General features: G+C 74.1%; 14 protein-coding genes. 8 read left to right on the top strand and 6 right to left on the bottom strand.

The features are described 5' to 3' along the window. Nucleotides 1-58: 58 nt before the first annotated feature. Both AC5L36_RS41710 and AC5L36_RS41705 read right to left on the bottom strand, forming a co-directional pair. Nucleotides 59-961 (bottom strand): ketopantoate reductase family protein, encoded by a 903-nt coding sequence (locus AC5L36_RS41710; RefSeq protein ID WP_441216775.1) that lies wholly within the window; start codon nucleotides 959-961, stop codon nucleotides 59-61. 24 nt (nucleotides 962-985) lie between these two features. After that, nucleotides 986-1,108, bottom strand: coding sequence for a 50S ribosomal protein L36 (locus AC5L36_RS41705; RefSeq protein WP_173068722.1), 123 nt, complete (start codon nucleotides 1,106-1,108; stop codon nucleotides 986-988). Between the two features lie 171 nt (nucleotides 1,109-1,279). Between AC5L36_RS41705 and AC5L36_RS41700 the strand changes: the two genes are divergently transcribed. After that, the gene (locus tag AC5L36_RS41700) at nucleotides 1,280-3,682 is read left to right on the top strand and encodes a glycoside hydrolase family 99 protein (protein WP_441216776.1); all 2,403 of its coding nucleotides are present in this window, start codon (nucleotides 1,280-1,282) and stop codon (nucleotides 3,680-3,682) included. Nucleotides 3,683-3,795: 113 nt separating this feature from the next. On the opposite strand, the gene AC5L36_RS41695 is transcribed toward AC5L36_RS41700, so the two are convergent. Further along, nucleotides 3,796-4,188 (bottom strand): hypothetical protein, encoded by a 393-nt coding sequence (locus AC5L36_RS41695; RefSeq protein ID WP_441216777.1) that lies wholly within the window; start codon nucleotides 4,186-4,188, stop codon nucleotides 3,796-3,798. Between the two features lie 138 nt (nucleotides 4,189-4,326). Here AC5L36_RS41695 and AC5L36_RS41690 point away from each other — a divergent pair, with 138 nt between their 5' ends. Then, nucleotides 4,327-5,082, top strand: coding sequence for an NUDIX hydrolase (locus tag AC5L36_RS41690; RefSeq protein WP_441216778.1), 756 nt, complete (start codon nucleotides 4,327-4,329; stop codon nucleotides 5,080-5,082). Here the strand turns inward: AC5L36_RS41690 and AC5L36_RS41685 are convergent. Further along, complete coding sequence (locus tag AC5L36_RS41685; RefSeq protein WP_441216779.1) at nucleotides 4,974-5,834, bottom strand: CDP-alcohol phosphatidyltransferase family protein; 861 nt, start codon at nucleotides 5,832-5,834, stop codon at nucleotides 4,974-4,976. The two genes, AC5L36_RS41690 and AC5L36_RS41685, sit on opposite strands and share 109 nt — an antisense overlap. Before the next feature lie 115 nt (nucleotides 5,835-5,949). Here AC5L36_RS41685 and AC5L36_RS41680 point away from each other — a divergent pair, with 115 nt between their 5' ends. From AC5L36_RS41680 to AC5L36_RS41660, 5 genes are all read left to right on the top strand, one after another. Continuing rightward, on the top strand, nucleotides 5,950-6,939 hold the full coding sequence (locus tag AC5L36_RS41680; protein WP_441216780.1) for a zinc-dependent alcohol dehydrogenase: 990 nt from the start codon (nucleotides 5,950-5,952) through the stop codon (nucleotides 6,937-6,939). A gap of 4 nt (nucleotides 6,940-6,943) precedes the next feature. Further along, nucleotides 6,944-7,342, top strand: a complete 399-nt coding sequence (locus tag AC5L36_RS41675) for a 6-pyruvoyl trahydropterin synthase family protein (protein ID WP_441216781.1) — start codon at nucleotides 6,944-6,946, stop codon at nucleotides 7,340-7,342. A gap of 31 nt (nucleotides 7,343-7,373) precedes the next feature. After that, on the top strand, nucleotides 7,374-8,678 hold the full coding sequence (locus AC5L36_RS41670; RefSeq protein WP_441216782.1) for a glycosyltransferase family 4 protein: 1,305 nt from the start codon (nucleotides 7,374-7,376) through the stop codon (nucleotides 8,676-8,678). Between the two features lie 76 nt (nucleotides 8,679-8,754). After that, on the top strand, nucleotides 8,755-9,558 hold the full coding sequence (locus AC5L36_RS41665) for an SAM-dependent methyltransferase (protein ID WP_441216854.1): 804 nt from the start codon (nucleotides 8,755-8,757) through the stop codon (nucleotides 9,556-9,558). A gap of 58 nt (nucleotides 9,559-9,616) precedes the next feature. Continuing rightward, a complete protein-coding gene (locus AC5L36_RS41660; protein ID WP_441216783.1) occupies nucleotides 9,617-10,633 on the top strand; it encodes a lysylphosphatidylglycerol synthase transmembrane domain-containing protein in 1,017 nt (338 codons plus the stop codon). A gap of 555 nt (nucleotides 10,634-11,188) precedes the next feature. On the opposite strand, the gene AC5L36_RS41655 is transcribed toward AC5L36_RS41660, so the two are convergent. Then, complete coding sequence (locus AC5L36_RS41655) at nucleotides 11,189-11,941, bottom strand: hypothetical protein (RefSeq protein ID WP_441216784.1); 753 nt, start codon at nucleotides 11,939-11,941, stop codon at nucleotides 11,189-11,191. A 162-nt stretch (nucleotides 11,942-12,103) separates the two neighbouring features. Between AC5L36_RS41655 and AC5L36_RS41650 the strand changes: the two genes are divergently transcribed. Further along, the gene (locus AC5L36_RS41650) at nucleotides 12,104-13,003 is read left to right on the top strand and encodes an aminotransferase class IV (RefSeq protein WP_441216785.1); all 900 of its coding nucleotides are present in this window, start codon (nucleotides 12,104-12,106) and stop codon (nucleotides 13,001-13,003) included. A gap of 92 nt (nucleotides 13,004-13,095) precedes the next feature. Here AC5L36_RS41650 and AC5L36_RS41645 read toward each other — a convergent pair whose 3' ends face one another. After that, nucleotides 13,096-13,800: a sulfotransferase-like domain-containing protein gene (locus tag AC5L36_RS41645; RefSeq protein WP_441216786.1), complete on the bottom strand. Its 705-nt coding sequence runs from the start codon at nucleotides 13,798-13,800 to the stop codon at nucleotides 13,096-13,098. Between the last annotated feature and the right edge of the window lie 3 nt (nucleotides 13,801-13,803).

Below are 13,803 nucleotides of genomic sequence, written 5' to 3'. Positions count from 1 at the left end.
GCGGTGACGGCGCCGAGGGTGGCCACCAGATCCGCGGCCTGCGCGCGGGCGGCGGCGGTCAGATGCCGCGGGCCCGCAGGTCTTCGACGATCCGGGCGGTCACCGGGGTGTCCACGCCCGCGCGGGCGGCCGCACGCAGCACCGCCCCGCCGATCGCGTCCACTTCGGCCGGTCGGCCGGCCTCGACGTCGCGCTGCATCGACGACTTCATCCCCGGCGGCATGCGGTCGAAGAAGCCGATGACCGCGCCGGCGTCCCCGGTGGCGCCGGCCGCGCGGGCGACCGCCGCCACCTCGCCGACCACCGCTTCCAGATCGCCGCGGTACTTCTCGCGAACCTCGCCCGCGGTGGCGCCGTAGGCCGTGGTGAGCAGCGCCAGCGGGGCCAGGAAGGCGAGCTTGTCCCAGATCACCAGGGCCTCGGAGTCGCGCACCGCCGCGTCGATGCCGGCCGCGCCGAGCTGGCCGGCGAGCGTTTCCAGCCGCGTGCGCGGGGTGTCGTCGCCGGCGAGCTCCACCGCGCAGAACGGGCTGGTGTGCGCGATCCGGCCGGGCGCGACCCGGGTGGACTCGACCCGGATCGCGCCGGCGAGCACCCGCGCGGACGGGAAGCGCTCGCGCAGCCCGGCCATGTGGTCGACGCCGTTGAGCAGCGGCAGGACCAGGCCCGCGCCGAGCACCTCCGCGGGCACGGCGTCGAGGGCAGCGTCGAGCGCGGTCGCCTTGGCCGCGACCACGCACACGTCGACCGGCGCGGCGAGCCGCGGCACCGCGGTCGCGGGCACGCGGAAGTCGCCGTACTGGACGCTGGATACCTCCAGCCCGCCGGCGGTGAGTGCCGCCGCGGTGTCCGGCCGCGCCACGAACACGACCGGGTGGCCGGCCCGGGTCAGCACCGCGCCGACCAAGCCGCCGACGCCACCCGGCCCGACCACCGCCACACTCCACGGCGACTGCGTCACGTGCCCTCCTTCAGGCCTGCGGCGTCAGCCCTGGCGGCCGTTCCACCGGGGGTCGCGCCGGTTGATCACGCGGACCCGGCCGCCGCGGCGGACCACCACCGCGCCGGGCTTGCGGGCCAGCGAACGTAGCGAGCTACGAACCTTCATCATGGTCCTCTTTCCACTCCGCGTCCGGTCGTGTGACCGTTCGCCGCATCCGGAACGCCGTGGACCCGCTACGGATTCCCTCCGATTCTTGCGTTGCCCTGTCAGGTTATTGCGGTGATGTGTTCATTCCTGGCATGATGACCGTCGATCCCGAGCTTGAGGAGCGTCGCCATGGCGGTATCGCGCCGTACGTTCGTGACGTCCGTGGCCGCCGGCTCCGCGCTGGCCGCCGTGTCGACCACCGCGGCCGTCTCGACCTTGACCAGCGCGGCCGGTGCCGCCAGCCCGCCCGGCGACGTGGTGGGGAAGATCTCCGTCGGATACCAGGGGTGGTTCGCCTGCCCCGGCGACGGCGCCCCGATCGGCGGCTGGTGGCACTGGAGCCGCGACCGCTTCCAGCCACCCTCGCCGAGCAACACCACGATCGTCTCCTGGCCGGACCTGCGGGAGATCGCCCGCGGCTACACCACCGCCTACCCCAACCTGGGCAACGGACAGCCGGCCCGGCTGTTCTCGTCGTACGACCAGCAGACCGTGGACACCCACTTCCAGTGGATGCGCGACCACGGATGCGACACGGCCGCGCTCCAGCGGTTCAACCCGTTCGGCGACGAGGGGCCGACCCGCGACGCGATGGCGGTCAAGGTGCGCGACGCGGCCGAGCGCTTCGGGCGCAAGTTCTACATCATGTACGACGTCACCGGCTGGACCGGCATGCAGTCCGAGCTGAAAACTGACTGGACCACCAAGATGTCGGCACACACCGCCTCACCGGCGTATGCCCGGCAGAACGGCAAGCCGGTCGTGTGCGTCTGGGGCTTCGGCTTCAACGACTCCGGCCGCCCGTTCGCGCCGGCGCCCTGCCTCGACGTGGTGCACTGGTTCAAATCGCAGGGCTGCTACGTCATCGGCGGCGTCCCCACCTACTGGCGGCAGGGCATCAACGACTCCCGCCCCGGCTTCCTCGACGTCTACCACGCCTTCGACATGATCTCGCCGTGGATGGTCGGCCGCACCGGCACGCTCGACGGGCTCGACTGGTTCTACACCAACGTCAACGTGCCCGACCAGGCCGACTGCGACGCGCACGGCATCGACTACCAGCCCTGCGTGATGCCCGGCGACCTGTCCACCGGCGCCCGCGCGCACGGCGACTTCTACTGGCGGCACTTCTACAACATGGTGCGGCTGGGGTGTCAGGGCATCTACATCTCGATGTTCGACGAGTTCAACGAGGGCAACCAGATCGCCAAGACCGCCGAGACCGCGGCCACGGTGCCGGCCGGCAGCGGGATCCGGCCGCTGGACGAGGACGGCACGTTCTGCTCGTCCGACTACTACCTGCGGATCACCGCCGACGGCGGCCGGATGCTGAAAGGCCAGCTCGCGCTCACGCCGGTGCGCCCCACACCGCCGGTCGCCGGCGGTGGCCCCGACCCGCGGCCGGGCGTCGACCTGGCGGCCGGCCGGCCCGCCTCGGCCAGCAGCCAGAACGGCGGCTTCGTCGCCGCCAACGCGGTGGACGGCAACGCGGGCACCTACTGGGAGAGCGCCAACAACGCCTTTCCCCAGTGGCTCCAGGTCGACCTGGGGACGGCCGCGACGGTCGACCGCGCGGTGTTGAGGCTGCCCTCAAGTTGGGGCGCGCGGACGCAGACCCTCTCGGTGCAGGGCAGCGCCAACGGCTCCGCCTTCACCACGCTCGCCGCCTCGGCCGGCCGGTTCTTCGACCCCGCGTCGGGCAACACGGTGACCGTGACGTTCCCGGCGACCAGCGTCCGCTACGTGCGCATCTCCGTCAGCGCCAACACCGGCTGGCCGGCCGCGCAGGTGGCCGCCCTGGAGGTGTACGCCGCGACCGGCCAGCCCACCGACCCGCCGCCCAGCGCGCCGGGCAACCTGACGGTCACCGCGAAGTCGTCGACGAGCGTGACGCTGTCCTGGACCGCGAGCACCGACAACGCCGGTGTGACCGGCTACCAGGTGCTGCGCGGCGGCGCGGTCGTCGCGACCACCGCCGCGACGCAGGCGACGGTGACCGGGCTGAGCCCGGCGACGGCGTACAGCTTCCAGGTCACCGCCCAGGACGCCGCCGGCAACACCTCGCCGCCGTCCAACACGGTCGGCGTCACCACCGACCCGGCACCCCAGCCGGGCGGCAACCTGGCCGCCGGCCGCCCGGCGACCGCGAGCAGCCAGACGCAGAGCTACGGCCCGGGCAACGCGGTCGACGGCAACGCGGGCAGCTACTGGGAAAGCGCCAACAACGCGTTTCCACAGTGGATCCAGGTGGACCTCGGTTCGGCGCTGACGGTGGGCCGCGTCGTGCTCAAGCTCCCGCCGCCGGCGGCGTGGGCGGCGCGCACGCAGACGCTGTCGGTGCAGGGTGGCACCAACGGTTCGACCTTCACGACACTTGTCGCCCCGGGCGGGCGGGTCTTCGATCCCGCGTCCGGCAACACGGTGACGCTGACCTTCCCGGCGGCGAGCGTCCGCTACCTGCGCGTGCACATCACCGCCAACACCGGCTGGCCGGCCGGCCAACTGTCCGAAGTGGAGGCGTACGCACCGTGACCCACTTGTCGTGTCACGCGCTAGGGTGGGCCGGCCCGGGTGACGGTTTGTGCCACTGGTAGTGATCGGGTTCGGACGCGCCGGTGCAGACCTCTTTCCTCGCCGGTCAGGCACTAGGGTGACCGCCGGCGCAAAGCGTCTACCAGGCCGTCCGGGTCGGCGACCGTGACCGTGAGCCCAGGATGGCGCAGCCACCGCCCCGGCAGCAGGGCGGGCACCGGCGTCGCGAAGCGGACACACACCCCCGCGGCGGCGTTGGTGCCGAAGGTGACGCCGCGGTCGGCGAGCGAGAGGTGGGGGCCGATCACCCGCCACCACCGGTACGGCCCTGAGCGGCGCGCGTCGAGGACGTTGTCCCGAGCGGTCCGCAGGCGCCATGGTCCGAACCGGACCACAAGCTCGGCTTCCGACAGCGCCAGCCACGCGTTGCCCGGCCGGACACCGAACGGCGCCAGCAGCCACCACACGGCTCGCGACGCCGCGAACCGGAACCGCGCCTCCGCCATGTCAGCCGGTTACCCCGCGCGTCCCCAGCCCAACCACCGCCGGCTACCGGTGGGTGGTCGCGGACGAATCTTCCGTCGTTGGGACGATAAGCAGCGGTTTCCTATACGTCACGACGACGAATAGCTAGCATGGCGGCCGTGAGCGCACCGCACCAGGAGTTCTCCGGCGTCGCCGTGACCGTCGACGTGGTCGTCCTGACGATCCGCGACGACCAGTTGCAGGTGCTCCTGGTCGAGCGCGGCGTCGAGCCTTTCCGCGGCGCGCTGGCGCTGCCGGGCGGGTTCATCAACGACGACGAGGACGCCGAGCCGGCGGCCCGCCGGGAGCTGGCCGAGGAGACCGCGCTCGACGGCGACAGCCTCTACCTCGAGCAGCTGCGTACCTACGCGGCGCCGCGCCGCGACCCGCGCGGCCGGGTGGTCACTGTCGCCTACCTGGCCATCGCGCCGGACCTGCCGGTGCCGGTGGGCGGCACCGACGCGCGCGCCGCGTGCTGGCAGCCGGTGTGGTCGGTCCTGGCCCGGGACGTCGCGCTCGCCTTCGACCATCTGGCAATCGTGGAGGACGCGGTCGACCGGGCGCGGTCCAAGCTGGAGTACACGACCCTGGCGACCGCGTTCTGCCCCGAGGTCTTCACGATGACCGAGCTGCGCCGGGTCTACGAGGTGGTGTGGGGCGTCTCCATCGACGCCCGCAACTTCCACCGTAAGGTGGTCAACGCCGAGGACTTCGTCGTGCCGACCGGTGAGCGGCGGGTCCTGGAGACCGGCCGTCCGGCCGCGCTCTACCGCCGGCCGGGAGCGGTCAGGACCCTGTTTCCACCGATGCTGCGCGGCGCGTTTCCACCGGTGCTGCCCAGCGAGTCCGTGCTGCCCAGCGAGTCCGGGGCCTGAGGCACGGAGACGGCCGCGACCACGTACCGGCGGATCTGCTCGGCGCGCCACAGCCAGGCCACGTCGCGGGTGAACGACCAGATCAGCAGCGCCAGCGCGGTGCCCACGACAGCCATCGTCACCGGGTGCGGCAGCAGCCCCGAGCTGGCCACCACGAGCACCACGCCCTGGATCGCGGCCACCGTCTTGCGCGACACGCGGTGCGGCAGGGCACCGCGCAGCCACGGCACCGCCCAGCCGGCGACCACGAAGGCGTACCGGAACGCGCCGATCGCCAGCACCCACAGGCCCAGCGACTGCGCGACCACGGCGCTCAGCACCAAGATGAGGATGGCGTCAACTTCCATGTCGAAGCGGGCGCCCAGGGCCGAGGTCGTGCCGGTGCGGCGGGCCACCTGGCCGTCCACGGCGTCGAGCGCGAGCGCCACCGCGGCCAGCGTCACGAAGACGGCGACCGCCACGGCGTGCCCGGTGAGCCAGTCCGCCGCCAGCGCCGCCACGCCGCCCACGAGCGTCGCGCGGGCCAGCGTCACCTGGTTGGCCGGGCCGAGGAAGGTGGTGCCGGAGCGACGCAGGGCGCGGCCGAGCAGCACCCAGGTGCCGACCGCGTACACCACGCCGACCGCCCAGCCGGCGGCGTCCAGTCCGACTCCCACGGCCAGCATGCCCAGCAGGACAAACTGCACCGCCAGGCCCGCGGTATGCCCTTCGACGGTCGGAGTGGTCTCGAGGGGCCGGTCGCTGACGGTCAACGTTCCTCCGTAGTTGTCTGGGCGGGTAGGGCCCCACCACGTATGGTTACCAGGGCCTCGGTCTGGAGAACGGGAAACGGGCCGGTTCGGTTCACTTGTCCGCGGAAGGAGATCCATGACGCTCCGTGGTCGGGCGTTCTGGCTGGGCGCACCCGGGGTCGGCGAGATCCGCCCGGTCAGCCTCCAACCTCCCGGTCCGGACGAGGTCGTGGTGCGGGCGTTGTGGTCGGGCGTGAGCCGGGGCACCGAGACGCTCGTCTTCCGCGGCGGGGTGCCGCGAAGCCAGCACGACGCCATGCGGGCGCCGTTCCAGGAGGGCGAATTTCCGGCCCCCGTCAAGTACGGCTACCTCAGCGTCGGAGTTGTGGAAAACGGCCCGGACGCGCTGCGCGGCCGGACGGTCTTCTGCCTGTACCCGCACCAGACCCGCTACGTCGTCCCGGCCGCCGCGGTCACGCCGGTGCCCGAGGGGGTGCCGCCACGGCGGGCCGTCCTCGCCGGCACGGTGGAGACCGCCGTCAACGCGCTGTGGGACGCGGCGCCCCTGGTCGGCGACCGGGTCGCCGTGGTCGGCGGCGGCATGGTGGGGTGCAGCGTCGCCGCGGTGCTGGCCCGCTTCCCCGGCGCGCGGGTGCAGCTCGTCGACGCCGACCCGACCCGCGCGGCGACCGCGGCGGCGCTGGGTGTCGACTTCGCGACGCCCGAGGCGGCGGCCGGCGACCGCGACCTGGTGATCCACGCCAGTGCCACCTCCGCCGGGCTGGCCCGCTCGCTGGAGCTGCTCGCGCCGGAGGGCACGGTGGTGGAGCTGAGCTGGTACGGCGACCGGGCCGTCACGATCCCGCTGGGCGAGCACTTCCACTCCCGCCGGTTGACGGTGCGCGGCAGCCAGGTCGGCACGATCTCGCCCGCGGCGAAGGGGCGGCGCACGTACGCGGACCGGCTCGCGCTCGCGCTGGAGCTGCTCGCGGACCCCGCGTTCGACGCGCTGCTGACCGGCGAGTCAGCCTTCGACGAGCTGCCCGCCATCCTGCCCAAGCTGGCCGGCGGGGAGCTGCCCGCGCTGTGCCACCTCGTCCGGTACGACGCCGACCCAGGAGGTTGAGGGTTTGTTCAGCATCACCGTCCGGGACCACATCATGGTCGCGCACAGCTTCCGCGGCGAGGTGTTCGGCCCGGCGCAGCGCCTGCACGGCGCGACGTTCGTGGTCGACGCGACGTTCCGCCGGCCCGAGCTCGACGCCGACAACATCGTGGTCGACATCGGACTCGCCACCGCGCAGCTCGGCGAGGTGTTGAGCGAGCTGAACTACCGCAACCTCGACGACGAGCCCGCCTTCGCCGGCGTCAACACCTCGACCGAGTTCCTCGCCAAGGTGATCGCCGACCGCCTCGCCGACCGGGTGGGCGCGGGCGCGCTCGGCGAGGGGGCCCGCGGCCTGGCCGGGATCACGGTGGCGCTGCACGAGTCGCACGCGGCGTGGGCCAGCTACGAGCGGACCCTGTGAGCGGCGCTCCGCCGCCCGGCACCCGGACGCCATGACCACTGTGCACGTCGTGCTTCCCGGGGCTGTGGACGAGCCAGCCGCGCCCAGCGGCGGCAACCGCTACGACCGGCGGGCCTGCGAGCGGCTGGCCGCGCTGGGCTGGCACGTGGTCGAGCACCCGGTGCACGGCGCCTGGCCCCGCCCGGACGCCGCACAGGTCGCCCATTTGGCGGCCACCCTCGCGTCCGTACCTGACGGTGGCCTCACCTTGCTGGACGGCCTGGTGGCCTGCGCGGCGCCCGAGGTCGTCGTGCCGGCGTCCGCGCGGCTGCGGGTGGCGGTGCTGGTGCACCTGCCCCTGGTGGACGAGGCCGGCGACGCCGACCTGGACGCCCGCGAACGGCAGACTCTCCGGGCCGCCGCCGCCGTCATCGCGACCAGCGACGGCGCCGCGCGGCGCCTGACCACGCTGCACGGCCTCGACCAGGTACACGTGGCCGCCCCGGGTGTGGATCCCGCACCGCTGTCCACCGGCACCGGCGCCGGCTCGCGCCTGCTCTGCGTCGCCGCCGTCACCCCGCGCAAGGCCCAGGACCTGCTGGTCGCCGCCCTCGCCACACTGCCGGACGTCGACTGGACCTGCACCGTCGTCGGCGCGCTGGACCGCGACCCGGCGTACGCGGCCCGCGTCACCGCGGCGGCCGCCGAACTTGACGGGCGGGTCACCTTCACCGGCCCGCTGGCAGGCGCCGACCTGGACGCCCGCTACGCCGCCGCCGACCTGCTGGTGCTGCCCTCGCACGCGGAGACCTACGGCATGGTGGTGACCGAGGCCCTCGCCCGTGGCGTGCCGGTCCTGGCCACCGAGGTGGGCGGCGTCCCCGAGGCACTCGGCTGGGCGCCGTCCGCGGGCCCGCCGGCGCTGGCGCCACCGGCACCCACCCGGAGCGGCGCGCGGCGCCCGGAGGTCGAGACCGTGCCGGATCGCACGCCCGGCCCAGAGCGGGCGACCGCGGAGCCGGCACCCGGGGCGGAGCGGGCACAGCCCGGCACCGGCCCAGAGCACGCACCTGAAGCGGAGCGAGCACGACCGGACGCCGGCCCAGAGCAGGCGCCCGAAGCGGAATGGGCATCACCGGACGCCGGGCCGGGGCGGGCGACCGCGGAGGGATGGGTGCGGCCGGGGATCCTGGTGCCGCCCGGTGACCCGGGGGCCCTCGCGGACGCATTGCGGCAATGGCTGACGCGACCCGACCTGCGGGCCACCTTGCGCACGGCGGCCCGCTCCCGGCGGTCCACACTGGACGGTTGGGACGCGACCGGGCGGGCACTGTCCGACGTGCTCGGCGTCCTGTGAGGACGGCGGCCCCGACCCTCGCCGCGACCGGTTGAAAGACCCGGTGGGCGGCCCGACCGCATCGAACCAAGGAGGCCTGGTGAGCGAGTTCAGCGCGGCGTGGTTGGCGCTGCGGGAGCCGGCGGACGCCGGTGCCCGCGCGGTCGACCTGCTGGAACCCTTGCGCGCGCGGCTGGACGGCACCGCCCGGCCGGTGATCCGCGACCTCGGCGCCGGCAGCGGCTCGATGGGGCGCTGGCTGGCGCCGCGCCTCGGCGGGCCGCAGCACTGGGTGATGCACGACCGCGACCCCGCGCTGCTCGCGCTGGCCGCGGCGGGCATGGCCCCGTTTCCACAGGTCACGGTCGAGACGCGGCAGGGCGATGTGACCGGTCTCACCGGCGCGGACCTCGCCGGCGCGGCGCTGGTCACCGCCTCCGCGCTGCTCGACGTGCTCACCGCCGGGGAGGTCGACGCGCTGGCGGAGGCGTGTGCGGAGGCGCGCTGCCCGGCGCTGTTCACGCTGTCGGTGGCCGGAAGGGTCGACCTCTCCCCCGCTGACCCGCTGGACAGCGACGTCGAGGCCGCCTTCAACGACCACCAGCGGCGCACCCACGGCGCGCGGACGCTGCTGGGGCCGGACGCGCCCGGGGTGGCGGCGGAGGCGTTCGCGCGGCACGGCGCCACCGTGCTGGAGCGGCCCAGCCCCTGGCGGCTCGGCCCGGAGCAGGCCGGACTCGCCGCCGAGTGGCTACGCGGCTGGGTCGGCGCGGCCGTCGAGGAACGCCCCGATCTGGCCGGGCCGGCCGAGGGGTACCTGCGCCGCCGCCTGGACGCGGTCGCGGGCGGCGACCTGCACGCGGTGATCGACCACCGCGACCTGTTGGCACTGCCTGAATGAACCCTTTGCCACCTCTCCGCCGTATCAGTGCGGGAAGACCTCAGCGAGGGAGGGCGGCGTGAGTCGGTCGGTGTGGGCCTGGGTCAAGGTGCTGGGCGGGCTGGCGATCCTGGGCGCGCTGGTGTGGCGCCTGGGCACCGGCGCCTTCCTCGACGGGCTGACCGTGATCGACGGCAGCACGCTGCTCGCCGCCCTCGGCATCGGGCTGCTCACGACCGTGCTCAGCGCCTGGCGGTGGTGCCTGGTCGCACGCGGCCTGGGCATGCGCCTCCCGCTGCGCGGCGCGGTCGCCGACTACTACCGCGCGATCTTCCTCAACGCCGCGCTGCCCGGCGGCATCCTCGGCGACGTGCACCGCGCCGTCCACAACGGCCGTGAGACCGGTGACATGGGCCGCGGCGTGCGCGCCGTCGTGCTCGAACGTTCGGCCGGCACCGCCGTATTCGTCGTCGTCGGCCTGTCGGTGCTGCTCGCACTCCCCTCGCCGATCGTGCCCCGCAACCAGCTCGTCCAGGTCGCGGCCGCCGTCGCGCTCGCCGCCGCCGTCGCGTTCGCGCTGGTCGCGTGGGCCCGCCGCCGCCGGGGCACGTCGCTTGTCACCCGCGCCCTGGGTACCGCCGCCGCCGACATCCGCCGCGGCCTACTGGCCCGCCACGTGTGGCCGGGCATCCTGATCTCGTCGGCGGTGGTGCTGGCCGGGCACCTCGCGACGTTCCTGGTGGCGGCCCGGGCGGCCGGCTCCACTGCCTCGTTCGCCCGGCTGGCGCCGCTGATGCTGCTCGCGATGCTGGCGATGCTGATCCCGCTCAACGTGGGCGGCTGGGGGCCGCGCGAGGGCGTGACGGCGTGGGCGTTCGGCGCCGCGGGCCTGAGCCCGAGCCTGGGCCTGACGATCGCCGTGGTGTACGGGGTGCTCGCGTTCGCGGCCAGCAGCCCCGGCGCGGCGGTGCTCCTGGTGCGGTGGCTCCGCCCGGCGCCGACGCCCCCGAAGCCGGCGACCGACGAGGCCGCGGCACAGCCTGCCCTCGTCGAGGCGCTCCCCGCCCGCACTCCCGCGCTCTCCGTCGCCGGCTGAAATAGCGCGGGCCGCGCCCGAAAAGCGCCGTGCGCCCAGCGACCCGGCGCAGGTCACGCTCGGTCAAGCGAGGTCGCCGCCGCGGCACAGCGCCGGCCACGCTCGGAGAGAGCGCCGTCCGCACCGCGGGCCGCGCTCGGAGAGGAGCGCCGTCCGCACCGCCGCACACGCGTAGGCCGCGCTCGGAGAGAGCGCCGTCCGCACCGCGGCACAGCGCCGGCCACGCTCGGAGAGAGCGCCGTCCGCACCGCGGGCCGCGCTCGGAGAGGAGCGCCGTCCGCACCGCCGCACACGCGTAGGCCGCGCTCGGAGAGAGCGCCGTCCGCACCGCGGCACAGCGCCGGCCACGCTCGGAGAGAGCGCCGTCCGCACCGCGGCCCGGCACGGGCCGCACTAACTCAACGCGACATCCCGCATCCGGTCCAAAGCACGACCAACGCGCGATTACGACCTGGCGGACGGGCGCGAGCGGGTGCGCCGCGACGACGTCATGTCGTGAAGAGCGGGAGGGCCGGCGCCGTCGAACGGCGCCGGCCCCCTTTCCAGCTCCCCCGATCACCGCACCGTCGGCCAACGCCTGGACTCCGGGCCCGAGTCGCGGGCCAGCTCCCGCCAGTGGCCTTCCCGCTGGGCGCCGTGCGCCGCGACTTCGGGACGCTGGTTGGACCAGCCCGGTGTGACCGGTACCCCACCCCATCCGCGCCCACCGTCGGGGTCGCGGTCCAGGTCGCGGTCGCCGTCGCCGTCGCGGAGCGGGGCGTCGCCCATCAGCTCGTCGGCGAGCGGGCTGGCCGGAAGCCCGAGCCCCTCCGCGCCCAGCGGTCGGTCGCTCGGCAGCGCAAGCGGGGCGCCGGCTCCCACGAGCTCGGGTACCTCGTCGTGCCGGGCCGCCCGCCGCCAGCGTCCGACGCTGGCCACCGCGAGCAGCAGCGCGGCGCCCAGCACCATGGCGGAGCCGGTACGGAGCGGCGTCGCGAGGTCGGCTTCCCGGCCGGCCACCGAGATCGTCCCCGGCAGGAAGTTGAGGACCGCGTCAGGATCCACCAACAGGGCCAGGTAGGTGGCTGTGTACAGCAGCCCGGTGAGCACCGCGCCGACCGGCGAGAAGCGAAGGGTGCCTACCAGTCCCAGCAGCAGGCCGGCGGCGGCCAGACACAGCACGGGCCGGATGAAGTCGCCGTCGCGGAACGCGCCCGCGGTCTCCTCGTTGACGAAGGCCTGGAGGGAACGGTCCTGCCCGTACGCGAGCAGCACCCAGGCGAGCGGCGCGATGACCGCGGCGGCGATCAAGGTCCAGACGTGACGCATGCCGGACACCGTAGTGCCATGCATATGGGGCTACACCAGGCCAAACCCGAGGTGGACCGCCGGTTTCACGGCTGGTGCGAACATCGCGCGACGGGTGTAACGCGCAGGCCGGCCGGGACGCCCTTGCATCCGCGAGCACCGAGTGCCGCTAGCGTTCGGATCATGTTGCAGCGCTACGACGAGCGGAACGCCGGCATCTCCTACTGGGTCAACGGCGTGCTCCGCCACCGCGACGAGCCGGGCATCTCGCCCTTCGACTCCGTTGTGCAGGGCGGTGACGCCGTGTGGGAAGGTCTCCGCCTGTACCAGGGAAGGATTTTCGGGCTGGAGGCCCACCTCGACCGGCTGCGGCGGTCGGCGACCGCGCTCGGCTTCGCCGGCATCCCCTCGGCCGAGGAGGTGACGGCGGCGGTCGCCGAGACGTTGCGGGCCAACGACATGCGCGACGGCGTCCACATCAGACTGACGCTGACCCGGGGCGTGAAGGTGACCAGCGGCATGGATCCGCGCCTCAACCAGAGCGGCTGCACGCTGATCGTGCTCGCCGAGCACAAGCCGCCGGTGTACGACACGAGTGGTCTGCGCCTGGTCACGTCGAGCGTGCGCCGCCCCGGCCCGGACGTGCTCGATCCGAAGATCCACCACAACAACCTGATCAACTCGATCCTGGCCAAGATGGAGGCCACGGTCGCCGGCGCCGACGACGCGCTGATGCTCGACGGCCGCGGCTTCGTCGCCGAGACGAACGCGACGCACCTCTTCGCCGTCCACGGTGGAGCACTGTCGACGCCGCACGCGGTGGCCTGCCCGGAGGGCATCACCCGGGCGACGGTGCTGCGGCTGGCGGAGGAGGCGGGCATCCCGGCCGCCGTGCGGGATCTTAGCCTCACCGAGATGTACACGGCGGACGAAGTCTTCTGCACCGGCACGATGGGCGAGATCGCCGGGGTGACGCAGATCGACGGCCGGCCGATCGGCGCGGGCGGGGTGGGACCGGTCACCACGCAGGTGGCCGAGCTCTATGTGACGCACGCGCGGGCGAACGGCACCCCCGTGGTCTGAGCACAGCCCGGGCCGGCCGCCAACCTCCAGGGCATCTGGAACGGCCAACGCCACGATCGGGGCTCGATGCCACGAGCCTCGGTCGCGGCGGCTCAGACCCGGTGGGCGTACAGCTCGTCGTAGTAGGGCCGCGCCTGCTCCACCAGCGGCGCCAGCCGCTCGGGCACCGGACCGGACGGCGGTGTGTACGGGCCGAACCTGGTGGACCTCTCAACTCCCGCGTACCAGTGCGGCGCCCACACCCCGTCGGTCTCCCGCCGGCCGGACGCCCAGCTCAGCATCGCCGGGTCGTACCCGATGCCGAGCGCCGCGCACAGCCGCTCCAGCACGCCGGCCGGGTCGCGGAGCAGGTCGGCGGCGTCGACCACCGGGCCGCCGACGGCGCGGAAGATCTCCACCTGCTGCACGTACCCCAGGTCGGCCAAGGTCGGCTCGCCCCGCACCTTCGCGTACGAGGCGACGACGTGCTCCGGGTCGCGGATCAGGTACGCGTGCGCGAGCTCCGGTAGCCAGCCGCGCCCCACGTCGGGGAGCAGGTGGTGCGCCATGTGCTTCTGGTAGTACACGGCGACGCCGTCCGGCAGCGGGCCGGTGAGCGCGGCCGCCACGTCCTGCCAGCGGTTGGGCTGGCTGGCCAGCACGTCGGCGCGACCGGGGTGGTCGAGGCCGGTCGCGTCCAGGTAGTACGCGTACAGCGGCTCGTCGACCACGAGCGTGTCGGTCCGCGAGCCGAAGCTGCGCATCAAAGCCGTCGAGACGTTGCGCGGCCCGGACCACATGGCCAGCCTGGTCACCACGAA

It is taken from the genome of Phytohabitans sp. LZ39 (genome assembly GCF_059359075.1).
The sequence above is the reverse complement of the archived record's forward strand: the minus strand, read 5'-3'. Positions and strand labels throughout refer to the sequence as shown.

Coding starts and splice junctions, on each gene's coding strand:
- AC5L36_RS41650 (WP_441216785.1), top strand. CDS start 12,104: ATGTTGCAGCGCTACGACGAGCGGAACGCCGGCATCTCCTACTGGGTC.
- AC5L36_RS41680 (WP_441216780.1), top strand. CDS start 5,950: ATGACGCTCCGTGGTCGGGCGTTCTGGCTGGGCGCACCCGGGGTCGGC.
- AC5L36_RS41700 (WP_441216776.1), top strand. CDS start 1,280: ATGGCGGTATCGCGCCGTACGTTCGTGACGTCCGTGGCCGCCGGCTCC.
- AC5L36_RS41705 (WP_173068722.1), bottom strand. CDS start 1,108: ATGAAGGTTCGTAGCTCGCTACGTTCGCTGGCCCGCAAGCCCGGCGCG.
- AC5L36_RS41655 (WP_441216784.1), bottom strand. CDS start 11,941: ATGCGTCACGTCTGGACCTTGATCGCCGCCGCGGTCATCGCGCCGCTC.
- AC5L36_RS41670 (WP_441216782.1), top strand. CDS start 7,374: ATGACCACTGTGCACGTCGTGCTTCCCGGGGCTGTGGACGAGCCAGCC.
- AC5L36_RS41695 (WP_441216777.1), bottom strand. CDS start 4,188: ATGGCGGAGGCGCGGTTCCGGTTCGCGGCGTCGCGAGCCGTGTGGTGG.